Source organism: Pararhizobium sp. (assembly GCF_035497515.1).
Taxonomy (GTDB): Bacteria; Pseudomonadota; Alphaproteobacteria; order Rhizobiales; family Rhizobiaceae; genus Pararhizobium.
In genome coordinates this window covers 1-10688 of the sequence record NZ_DATJDJ010000101.1, presented here as the reverse complement: position 1 = coordinate 10688, position 10688 = coordinate 1, and the positions used below count along the sequence as shown (strand labels likewise).

The 10688-nt window shown below is 61.8% G+C and carries 10 protein-coding genes, 1 tRNA gene and 1 pseudogene; 9 read left to right on the top strand and 3 right to left on the bottom strand.

Features of this window, described 5'->3' with window-relative positions:
* Nucleotides 1-304, bottom strand: a pseudogene (locus tag VL202_RS10230) (EamA family transporter); the annotation flags it as partial.
* A gap of 415 nt (nt 305-719) precedes the next feature.
* A tRNA-Gln gene (locus tag VL202_RS10225) sits at nt 720-793 on the bottom strand.
* Between the two features lie 261 nt (nt 794-1054).
* On the opposite strand from VL202_RS10225, the gene VL202_RS10220 reads away from it, so the two are divergent.
* Genes VL202_RS10220 through VL202_RS10210 form a run of 3 tightly spaced genes read left to right on the top strand, consistent with a single transcriptional unit; the run spans nt 1055 to nt 3854 of the window.
* A complete protein-coding gene (locus tag VL202_RS10220; RefSeq protein ID WP_325464003.1) occupies nt 1055-2692 on the top strand; it encodes a Ppx/GppA phosphatase family protein in 1638 nt (545 codons plus the stop codon).
* Nucleotides 2689-3468: an RlmE family RNA methyltransferase gene (locus VL202_RS10215; RefSeq protein ID WP_325464002.1), complete on the top strand. Its 780-nt coding sequence runs from the start codon at nt 2689-2691 to the stop codon at nt 3466-3468. Before VL202_RS10220 ends, VL202_RS10215 begins: the two co-directional genes overlap by 4 nt.
* A gap of 2 nt (nt 3469-3470) precedes the next feature.
* Nucleotides 3471-3854 carry a VOC family protein gene (locus tag VL202_RS10210; RefSeq protein ID WP_325464004.1) on the top strand — a complete coding sequence of 128 codons (384 nt, stop codon included), beginning with the start codon at nt 3471-3473 and terminating at the stop codon, nt 3852-3854.
* Nucleotides 3855-3865: 11 nt separating this feature from the next.
* On the opposite strand, the gene VL202_RS10205 is transcribed toward VL202_RS10210, so the two are convergent.
* Nucleotides 3866-5278, bottom strand: coding sequence for a DHA2 family efflux MFS transporter permease subunit (locus VL202_RS10205; protein ID WP_325464001.1), 1413 nt, complete (start codon nt 5276-5278; stop codon nt 3866-3868).
* A 190-nt stretch (nt 5279-5468) separates the two neighbouring features.
* Here VL202_RS10205 and VL202_RS10200 point away from each other — a divergent pair, with 190 nt between their 5' ends.
* The 6 genes from VL202_RS10200 to VL202_RS10175 all read left to right on the top strand — a co-directional run.
* Nucleotides 5469-6458: an MBL fold metallo-hydrolase gene (locus VL202_RS10200; RefSeq protein WP_325464000.1), complete on the top strand. Its 990-nt coding sequence runs from the start codon at nt 5469-5471 to the stop codon at nt 6456-6458.
* Nucleotides 6459-6657: 199 nt separating this feature from the next.
* Nucleotides 6658-8154 carry an IMP dehydrogenase gene (gene guaB, locus VL202_RS10195; RefSeq protein WP_325463999.1) on the top strand — a complete coding sequence of 499 codons (1497 nt, stop codon included), beginning with the start codon at nt 6658-6660 and terminating at the stop codon, nt 8152-8154.
* 160 nt (nt 8155-8314) lie between these two features.
* Nucleotides 8315-8491 carry a hypothetical protein gene (locus tag VL202_RS10190; protein ID WP_325463998.1) on the top strand — a complete coding sequence of 59 codons (177 nt, stop codon included), beginning with the start codon at nt 8315-8317 and terminating at the stop codon, nt 8489-8491.
* Nucleotides 8457-8621, top strand: coding sequence for an MAPEG family protein (locus VL202_RS10185; protein ID WP_325463997.1), 165 nt, complete (start codon nt 8457-8459; stop codon nt 8619-8621). The genes VL202_RS10190 and VL202_RS10185 overlap by 35 nt, the downstream gene beginning before the upstream one ends.
* 234 nt (nt 8622-8855) lie before the next feature.
* Nucleotides 8856-9986, top strand: a complete 1131-nt coding sequence (locus VL202_RS10180) for a patatin-like phospholipase family protein (protein ID WP_325463996.1) — start codon at nt 8856-8858, stop codon at nt 9984-9986.
* Nucleotides 9983-10688: acetoacetate decarboxylase (locus tag VL202_RS10175; RefSeq protein ID WP_325463995.1), on the top strand; the 706-nt coding region annotated here is incomplete at its 3' end. The genes VL202_RS10180 and VL202_RS10175, both read left to right, overlap by 4 nt.

The window sequence follows — 10688 nt, the reverse complement described above, 5'->3', positions numbered from 1 at the left end:
CGCTGGCAAAAAGGATGAGCGCGCCGGTCCCGGCCCCCAGCATGAGGTAGGCGATTGAGAAGGCCAGCGCGTAGCCAAACAAAGCTGCGGCCCCTCGCCAACTGCCACTGATTTCGATCCTCGCGTCACTATTCCTGCGCTCGTGGCAATAGAGGATCACGGCCAAAGTCAGGGCTCCCGACACGATCCGTACACCGGTATAGCCAGTGGCGTTCATATCCCCTGCGCCCAGCGCCAGCCTAGCCAGAACCGAATTGGCTGAAAAAAAGAGCAGCGCTATCGTCGCGAGCACGGCGACCCTCAACTCAGTATCCTTTTGGTCTCAATCGGAAATGGAGTATAGCCCCGTTATGAGGCAACCACTAGCCGTCCATTGCAGAAAGCAGGCAGACGCCAGGTCTGCAATTGGTGCCAACACGCCATTTCGTCCGTTCGGTCGGCTGTCCACTTTCAGGATGCTGCTGAGGTCTTTGACATCAGACCGCGCTTAATGACAGCTATTCGATCCTTGATGCACAAGAGCGGACAGTCTGGAAACGGCCCGAAACCGGTCACCTCTTGTGAGCGGCGTATTCGCCGCACAGGCCGTATGCCTTTCTGCTGGGGGAAGTGGGTGAGCGCATGCGGGGGATTGACCCGGCTGGCTGCGTCGGAAAACTGTTCCGGTTGACCATTTGACCGATAGGTTAACTATCTGATTTGTAATGAAGAATAAAGATTGGCTGGGGAACCTGGATTCGAACCAGGACTAACGGAGTCAGAGTCCGTGGGTCTACCGTTAACCTATTCCCCAACGCTTGAGGGGCGATGTGCGCCCGGCTGGTGAGGCGGGCTTATAAACAAAGAATCGGCGGATGCAAATAGATTTTGGCAAATTTTTTTGGGATGGTGGAAATGAAGCCGGTAAGGGCTGCGAAAGGATGGGGTTCCGCGGCTTTTGAGGGGGCGCAAAAAGAATTTGGTGAATTGGGCTGGCGCTGATAAAGTCTGCCCAACGAAAATCAAGAGAGCGCCTTGAGCGGCAATCGTTCCGCGCGGCGCAATGGACAGACACGTGAGAGACCCCGACAGCGGCGAACAGCCGTCCGTTTCCGGGGCGTCGGCAGCAGGCCGCAACGAAGGGCAGTCACCGTCCCGTTCCGGCAAGGGCAAGCGCAGACGGGGAAAACCGTCGCGCATGGTCCCTGCGAATGCCAGTTCCTCCGGCCATTCCGGAGAAACAGGGCGTCCCGAAGTGAGAGATGCAAGCGGCGAACCCGTGCGCAAACGCAAGCGCCGGCGCCGGTCGAAATCCGCCCAGGCGCAGCATGCCGCGACGAATCATGTCGCCTCGAGCCATCCGGATGGTTCCGCCCCTGCGGAAAAGCCGGTGGCTGCTGCCGGGCCGGACCATCCGAGGCCGGACCATTCAAATCAGAAGCGCAGCAAGAAGCATCGGCAAAGGCGCAGCCTGCAGGGTCGCCCGCTGGCGACCAGCGAAAAGCCGCGTCCCGTCGCGGATGCCGCGGCGCGGCCGCAGCCGTTTCATGCATTTCCGACCCGCAAGGCAGAAGAGCGTCCGGTGCCCAGTCAGAATGGCGGCGAGGCGCGGCGCGGCAACGGCGTCGCGCATGGTCATGGGCACGGGTTTGGTTTTGAAAGCTCGCCGCTTTATGCCGCGCTCGACCTCGGCACCAACAATTGTCGCCTGCTGGTCGCCCAGCCGACGCGGCCGGGGCAGTTTAGGGTCGTCGATGCCTTCTCGCGGATTGTCCGGCTGGGCGAGGGGCTCGGCGCCTCCGGCCGCCTGTCGCAGGACGCGATGGACCGATCGATCGATGCGCTGAAGGTCTGCGCCGCCAAGCTGAAGACGCGGGACATCCGCAAGACCCGGTTGATCGCGACGGAAGCGACGCGCGCCGCTGAAAACGGTGAGGCTTTCCTTGAGCGTGTTCTGGCCGAAACCGGGCTGGAGCTTGAAATCATCACGCGCGAAACCGAAGCGCGGCTTGCCGTGTCCGGCTGCTCGTCGCTGGTCGGCCGCGAGACCAAATCGGTCGTGCTGTTCGATATCGGCGGCGGTTCGTCGGAAATCGCCGTCATCAAGATCGGCGAAAACCGTTCTAGCCGGCTTGCCAATCACATCACCCACTGGACATCGCTGCCGGTCGGTGTCGTCACCCTGTCGGAGCGCCATGGCGGACAGGATGTGACGCCGCAGGGCTTCGAGGCTATGGTAGAGGAAGTCCAGGGCATGCTCGCCAAGTTCGATTGCCCGGCCATCCACACGCTCGATAATCCCGGCGATGAAAACGGCTTCCACCTGATCGGCACCTCCGGCACGGTGACGACGCTGGCCGGCGTCCATCTCGATCTGCCGCGCTACGATCGCCGCAAGGTCGATGGGCTCTGGCTGTCGGATGACGAGGTCTCGGCCATGCAGGCGCGCCTGTTGTCCTGGGATTTTACCGCCCGTGCCGCCAATCCCTGCATCGGGCCGGACCGGGCCGATCTGGTTCTGGCCGGCTGCGCCATTCTCGAAGCCATCCGCCGCCGCTGGCCGTCGGAGCGCATGCGCGTCGCCGATCGCGGCCTGCGCGAGGGCCTGCTCACCGACATGATGGCCGATGACGGCGTCTGGCGGCGCGGCCGCGCGCGGCGCCCCATGCGCGGCCTGGCCCCGCACGGTTCCCACGAAGGAAACACGCAATGACCAAACCTCCGATCGGCGGGAACCGCACCGGGCGCAAGCTGGGCCAGAAGGTCAAGAAGGGCAAGCTCAAGGCCTCGTCGCGGCGCTGGCTGGAGCGTCATATCAACGACCCCTATGTGCAGCGCGCCCAGCTCGAGGGGTATCGCGCCCGCGCGGCCTTCAAGCTGCTGGAAATCGACGAGAAGCACAAGATCCTGTCCGGCGCCAAGCGCATCATCGATCTCGGCGCCGCTCCGGGCAGCTGGTCGCAGATCGCCGCCAAGGTCACCAATTCGACCGATGCCGAGCCGAAAGTCGTCGCCATCGATTTCCTCGAAATCGATCCGCTGGCCGGCGTGCATATCCTGCAACTGGATTTCCTCGATCCGTCAGCGCCTGAAAAGCTGATGACGGCGCTCGGCGGCACCCCCGATCTGGTCTTTTCGGACATGGCGGCACCGACCACGGGTCATCGCCAGACCGATCATATCCGCACCATGCATCTTTGCGAGGTCGCGGCTTATTTTGCCATCGACGTGTTGGCCGAGGGTGGGCACTTCCTCGCCAAGACCTTCCAGGGCGGGGCCGAGCGCGAGCTGCTGACGCTGCTCAAGCAGAATTTCAAGCAGGTCATCCATGTGAAGCCGGCGGCGTCGCGGGCGGAATCGGTCGAGATGTTCCTGCTCGCCAAGGGTTTCAAGGGCCGCAAGCCCGGCGCGCCCTCCCTGCGCGAAGCCGAGACCGCGATCGACGACCGCTATCTGACCGACGAGCGGGATCCGCTCGAGGCCGAGTGAACATGCTTCTCTATGTGACCCTCGGAACCAACGATCTGGACAGGGCGCAGCGCTTCTATGATGCGGCGCTCGCGCCGCTTGGGCTTGCGTGCCGCAAGCAGGATGATGTCGAAATCGGTTATGGTTCCGAGGATGACACGCGTTGCCGGCTGTGGGTGGTCAAGCCCTATGACCGGAATGCTGCAACGATCAGCAACGGCTCCATGATCGCACTGGAGGCCGACAGCCGCGCCGCGGTCGATGCCTTTTATGCCGCAGCACTTGCCCATGGCGGCACCGACGAGGGCGGGCCGGGGCTGAGGCCATTCCATGCGCATTTCTATGCCGCTTACGTCCGCGACCCTGACGGCAACAAGCTGTCGGCTGTCTGCGAAAAGCCGGAATAGGCGCGTCCGCACTATTTGGCCGCCACGACCTCCTCTTCCGGAACCAGGTGCTTTCTGTGCCCGGAAACCGAAGCGCCGGCCGTTTTCGACATGCCGATCAGCGGGATGATCGCCAACAATGTGATCGCCGAAATCAACATGAAGGCGATCTGGAAGTCGCGCAGTTCGAGCGGTGAGCCGGTCAGCGTCGTTTCGATTTCCAGGATCGCGCCGGCGACTGCGACGCCGAGCGCCAGGCTCATCTGCTGCAGGACGGCGGTCATCGAGGTTGCCTTGCTGGCCATCGAATCCGGAAGGTCGGCGAAGGCCAGCGCATTGACGCTGGTGAAGAAGAACGAGCGGGCAAAGCCGGCCAGCAGCAGGATGAACATCATCACGGCATAGGGTGTTGCCGGGGTGAACAGGCTGTTGACGAAGGTCAGCACCGTCCCGGTGATGCAGGCGAAGATCAGCGTCGTGCGGAAGCCGGCGAAGATCAATACGCGCTTGGCGAAGAATTTCGTCGTGAGCGCACCGACGGCGCCGACGAAGGTGATCATGCCGGACTGGAATGGCGTCAGCCCGAAACCGACCTGCAGCATCAGCGGCATCAGGAAGGGCACGGCGCCGATCGAGATGCGAAACAGCGTGCCGCCGATCGCGGCGGCCCTAAACGCGCTGTCCTTGAACAGGTTGAGATCCAGGAGCGGCGCCGGGTGACGCCGCGCATGGCGTATGTAGAGGATGGCGCAGACGATACCGATGACGACAGCGACAGCCCCGACCTGCGGCGGCAGGGCCGGCAGGCTCATGACCGACAGGCCGAACATCGTGCCGGAGGCGGCAATCGCGCTGAGGAAAAAGCCCTTGAGGTCGATTGGCGGTGGCGCTTCGCTGACGATCTCCGGCAGGTGGATGCCAGACAGGATATAGCCGAGTATGCCGACCGGTACGTTGATCAGGAAGATCCAGTGCCAGGAGAAATAGGTGGTGATGAATCCGCCGAGCGGCGGGCCGGCCAGCGGTCCGACGAGGGCGGGAATGGTCAGGAGCGCCATGGCGCCGACAAGTTCGCTGCGCTGGGTGGAGCGAACGAGCACGAGACGCGCCACCGGCGTCATCATCGCCCCGCCCATGCCCTGCAGGAAACGCGCAAGCACGAAGGCGAGCAGGCTGTTGGCCAAAGCGCAGAAGATCGAGCCGAGGATGAAGACGAGAATGGCGGCGCGGAAGATTCGCTTGGCGCCGAACCTGTCAGCCATCCAGCCGCTGAGCGGTATGAAGATCGCCAGCGACACCATGTAGGAGGTCAGCGCCAGTTTGAGCGTGATCGGCCCGACACCGAGATCATGGGCGATCGCCGGCAGCGAGGTGGCAATGACGGTGGAGTCCATCTGCTCCATGAACAGAGCGACGGCGAGGATCATCGGGACGATGCGGTTCATGCGAAGGCCTTGCATGGGAATGTGACGCCACGGACATAGGGTGTTTGAGACGGAAGTCGGGGTGCTGCGTTCAACTTGCGATCACATCCGTGTGAGTCCTGCGGGCATTGCCTGTCAAGACGCTAGATGTTGCCTTGCCGGGTGTTGCCATCCGCAATCCACTGCCAGAACCCCATTGGAGAACAGCAAGATGACTTCTTTTCCCTTGAGCCGTCGTGCCTTATTTGGGACGGCCGCCGCCGGCGCGCTGGCCGCGCCGTTCGTCATGACCAGCAGCGCCCTTGCGCAAAGCGAACCGAAAGCCGAGAGCATGAAGTCACCGGCAGGCAGGACCAATAGTTTCAAGATCGGCAGTTTTGGCGTCACCGTCATCAGCGATGGTATCCGCATCGCCGAAAAGCCGGAGGAAACCTTCGGGACCAACCAGCCAGCCGAGGCGGTGGCCGATCTGCTGAAGGCGAATTTCCTGCCGGCCGACAGGTTCGTCAACGGTTTCTCGCCGACGCTGATCGATACCGGATCCGATCTCGTCCTGTTCGATACCGGCATGGGCGAGGCGGGCCGGCAGGCGGGTGCCGGTCATCTGCTCGAAGGCATCGCCGCCGCGGGCTATACGCCGGACCAGGTGAGCGTCGTCGTGCTCACGCATATGCATGGCGACCACATCAATGGCTTGATGGAGGCGGGAGCGCCGGCGTTCAAGAATGCCCGCTATGTCGCCGGGCAGGTCGAATATGACTTCTGGAAGGACGAGGCCCGTGTCGGCACGCCGGCGGAGGGGGGCCATAAGGGCGTCTTGAGGAATGTCGTGCCGCTGGCGGACAAGATGACATTTATCGGCGATGGCAGCGAAGTGGTGCCGGGCATTGCCGGCATGGCCGCCTTTGGTCATTCGCCAGGCCACATGGTGTTCAAGGTCGAATCGGAAGGCAAGGGCCTGGTGCTGACGGCCGATACCGCCAATCATTTCGTCCTGTCGCTGCAGCGGCCGGACTGGGAAGTGAAGTTCGACATGGATAAGGCAAAGGCGGCTGTCGCGCGCAAGACCGTGTTCGACATGATCGCCACCGATCGTCTGCCCTTCGTCGGTTACCACATGCCGTTCCCGGCCGTCGGCTTCATCGAAAAACACGAGCAAGGCTATCGGTTCGTGCCGGAGACCTACCAGTTCGAAATCTGAGCTCGCCTGATACTGCATTGCACAGGAAACTTGGCAGGCCCGGCGTTTTCGCCGGGTCTTTCTGCTTTCCAACCCGTCATATCCGTGTTACCAGCCCTCGCCAACTTCCAAGAAACTCTCGCCCGTTGAACGGGGCGAGTCTCCCGCCGCATGGTCTTCGATCGTGCGGAGAGGGGTCCATTTACTGAAGGGATTGGCCATGGCACGCATCATCGAAACGGCGACCGGTTTGGAGGCATTGACCTTCGACGACGTTCTTCTGCAACCCGGACATTCCGAAGTGATGCCGGGGCAGACCAACATCGCCACCCGCATCGCGCAGGACATCGACCTCAACCTGCCGATCCTGTCCTCCGCAATGGACACCGTCACCGAAGGTCGCCTGGCGATCGCCATGGCGCAGGCCGGCGGCATCGGCGTCATCCACCGCAACCTGACGCCGATCGAACAGGCCGAGCAGGTTCGCCAGGTCAAGAAGTTCGAAAGCGGCATGGTCGTCAATCCGGTGACGATCGGCCCTGACGCGACGCTCGCCGATGCGCTGGCCCTGATGAAGATGTATTCGATCTCCGGCATCCCGGTCGTCGAAAGCGCCACCGGCTCGGTGCCGGGCCGCCTCGTCGGCATCCTCACCAATCGCGACGTCCGCTTCGCATCCGATCCCGGCCAGAAGATCTATGAACTGATGACCCGGGAAAACCTGATCACGGTCACTGAAAACGTCGATCAGAAGGAGGCCAAACGCCTTCTTCACACGCACCGCATCGAAAAGCTGCTGGTGGTGGACGGCGATCGTCGCTGCATCGGCCTGATCACCGTCAAGGATATCGAAAAGTCGCAGCTCAACCCGAATGCCTCCAAGGATGCCCAGGGTCGCCTGCGCGCCGCCGCCGCCATCAGCGTCGGCGATGACGGTATCGAGCGGGCCGAGCGTCTGATCGATGCCGGCGTCGACCTCATCGTCGTCGATACCGCGCATGGTCACTCGCAGCGTGTTCTCGATGCCGTGACCAAAGTGAAAACCATGTCGAATTCCGTCCGCGTCATGGCCGGTAATGTCGCCACCGGCGACGGCACAAAGGCGCTGATCGATGCCGGGGCGGATTCCGTCAAGGTCGGTATCGGACCCGGATCCATCTGCACCACGCGCATTGTTGCCGGCGTCGGCGTGCCGCAGCTCGCTGCGATCATGTCGGCGGTCGAAGCGGCGCAGGCGGCCAATATTCCGGTGATCGCCGATGGCGGCATCAAGTTTTCCGGCGATCTTGCCAAGGCGATCGCCGCCGGCGCGTCGGCCTGCATGATCGGTTCGCTGCTGGCCGGTACGGACGAAAGCCCGGGCGAGGTGTTCCTCTATCAGGGCCGCTCGTTCAAGGCCTATCGTGGCATGGGCTCCGTCGGCGCCATGGCGCGCGGCTCGGCAGACCGCTACTTCCAGGCAGAAGTGCGCGATACGCTGAAGCTGGTGCCGGAAGGCATCGAAGGCCAGGTTCCGTACAAGGGGCCGGTATCGGGCGTGCTGCACCAGTTGGCCGGTGGGCTCAAGGCCTCGATGGGCTATGTCGGCGGCGCGACGATCAAGGATTTCCAGGAGCGCGCCACCTTCGTGCGCATTTCCGGCGCCGGTTTGCGCGAAAGCCATGCCCATGACGTGACGATCACCCGCGAAAGCCCGAACTATCCAGGCGCGATGTAAGCGGCATTTCTTGTCTGGAGCGACAAAGGCGGCGAGGGCAACTTCGTCGCCTTTCGTTTGTTCGAAGGTCAAGGCGAACTGTAAGGCAGCAAGCTGGAAAGCGCTGGATTTGGGCCGTCATCGCCATACATGATCCCTCATGCGAATCGACGGAGTCTTCATGCCCACATCGACTGCAATCTTCTGGCCGGTCATCGCCCAGGTCGCGCTCGTCTTTTCCATCTATTTCCTGATGATGAAGCGCAGGTTCGGCGCGGTGCGGGCGGGTACTGCAAAGGCGCATGACGGCAGGCGTCAGCCAAGTGGCCGTCATCGTCGCATGGCTGTTCGTCCTTAGCCGTCTGGTCCACGCCTATGTGCATGTGACGTCGAACCGGCTGATGGTTCGCCAGCGGCTGTTCATCATCGGCTTCGTCCTCAATTTTGTACTCTGGGTTCTCTTCGCCGCGCATCTCGCCATGATCTGACCGCGATCCATCGTCACATTCTGTTGCATTGCGCAGTGCACAGGGCTGGATTATCATCCCCGTCACAGGCGCGGAAAAGATGCCGTTTTCCAAAGTTAAGCATTTGAAATAAATAGCCTATCAATTCCTTGATCGTCTTTCCGCATTACCAAGATTTAATCTGCGAAAACGGAACGTGACATCCCGCCTGGACGTTATCTCTTCGCAATTGCAGCATTCCAGAGGTGAGCTTCCGTGAGCACCATTCCGACAGAAAAGACCGTGCTGGTGTTTCAGGGCGGCGGCGCGCTCGGCGCTTATCAGGCCGGCGCCTACGAGGCGCTTCACGAGGCCGGCATTCGCCCGGACTGGCTGGCTGGAATTTCCATCGGCTCGATCAATTCCGCGATCATCGCCGGCAGCCCGGTGGAGCGCCGGATCGATAATCTCCGCACCTTCTGGCATCGCGTGTCGTCCGGGCTTTCAGGGCATTTCTTCGGCAATGGCGACGTGATGCGCAAATGGTTCAACGAATCCGCTGCATTTCTCGGCTCGCTGACAGGCGTTCCCGGCTTCTTCACCCCACGCGCCTTCGCGCCGTGGAACATTCCCGGCGATCCCATGGCCGCCATCAGTCTTTATGATACGGCGCCGCTGCAGGAGACGCTGGCAGGACTCATCGATTTCGACCTGATCAATTCCGGTGCCATCCGGCTGAGCCTTGGTGCCGTCGATGTCATGAGCGGTAATTTCAACTATTTCGATAATCGCCACTGCGAATTCACGACCGAACATATCGCCGCTTCTGGCGCCCTGCCGCCGGGCTTCGCGCCGGTCGAGATCGACGGCCGCTACTACTGGGATGGCGGCATCGTTTCCAACACGCCGTTGCAACGCATTCTCGGCGGCGAAGAACTGGAAAGCGATCTCTGTATCTTCCAGGTGGATCTGTTCAGCGCCCGGGGGCCTCTGCCGAAGGACTTGTTCGATGTCGAGGCGCGCGAGAAGGAAATCCGCTTTTCCAGCCGCACGCGCCTGAACACCGACCAGTTCCGCAAGCTGCAGACCATCCGCATGGCCGCCAAACGGCTGATGGAGAAGCTGCCGGACGCGTTGAAGGACGATCCGGATGCGCGGCTGCTGGAAAAGATCGGCAATGATTCCGCCGTTACCATGGTGCATCTGATCTATCGCCATGCGGCCTATGAAGGCGGCTCCAAGGATTACGAGTTCTCACGGCTTTCCGTCGAGGAGCACTGGAAGGCCGGGCATGACGACGTGGTCCATACGCTGACGCATCCGGACTGGCAGAGCCGCACGCGCCCGGCCAATGGCATTCGTGTGTTCGATCTCTGCGAAAAACATGTGCGGGAGAAGAAATCATGAAAATCGACGACGTGAAGCGCAATGCCTTCGCCATGCCGCTGACGAGCCCGTCTTATCCGGCGGGTCCCTATCGTTTCGTCAACCGGGAATACATGATCATCATCTACCGGACCGATCCGCAGGCGTTGCGCCGCGTGGTGCCGGAGCCACTGCAGTTCGACGAGCCGCTGGTGAAATACGAGTTCATCCGCATGCCGGATTCGACCGGATTTGGTGATTACACCGAATCCGGCCAAGTCATCCCGGTCACCTATGAAGGCGTCCACGGCGGTTATGTGCATTCCATGTATCTGAACGATGACGCGCCGATTGCCGGCGGCCGCGAAATCTGGGGTTTTCCGAAGAAGCTCGCCGAGCCGTCGTTGACCCCGGTCAAGGATGCCCTGGTCGGCACGCTCGATTATGGCGGCCAGCGGGTCGCCACGGCGACAATGGGCTTCAAGCATCGCACGCTCGACAAGGACAAGGTGCTGGAAAGCCTGAAACAGCCGAATTTCATGTTGAAGATCATTCCGCATGTGGACTGCACGCCGCGCATCTGTGAGCTGGTCCGCTATTATCTGGAGGATCTGACAGTCAAGGGCGCGTGGGAAGGGCCGGGCGCGCTGGCGCTCTTTCCGCATGCGCTGGCGCCGGTTGCCGATCTGCCGGTGCTTGAAGTCAAATCCGCCATCCATATTCTCTCGGACCTGACGCGGGGCC

Excerpts from the sequence above, each read along its gene's own strand:
- VL202_RS10215 (WP_325464002.1), top strand. The coding sequence starts at position 2,689 with ATGACCAAACCTCCGATCGGCGGGAACCGCACCGGGCGCAAGCTGGGC.
- VL202_RS10210 (WP_325464004.1), top strand. The coding sequence starts at position 3,471 with ATGCTTCTCTATGTGACCCTCGGAACCAACGATCTGGACAGGGCGCAG.
- VL202_RS10205 (WP_325464001.1), bottom strand. The coding sequence starts at position 5,278 with ATGAACCGCATCGTCCCGATGATCCTCGCCGTCGCTCTGTTCATGGAG.
- VL202_RS10200 (WP_325464000.1), top strand. The coding sequence starts at position 5,469 with ATGACTTCTTTTCCCTTGAGCCGTCGTGCCTTATTTGGGACGGCCGCC.
- guaB (WP_325463999.1), top strand. The coding sequence starts at position 6,658 with ATGGCACGCATCATCGAAACGGCGACCGGTTTGGAGGCATTGACCTTC.
- VL202_RS10190 (WP_325463998.1), top strand. The coding sequence starts at position 8,315 with ATGCCCACATCGACTGCAATCTTCTGGCCGGTCATCGCCCAGGTCGCG.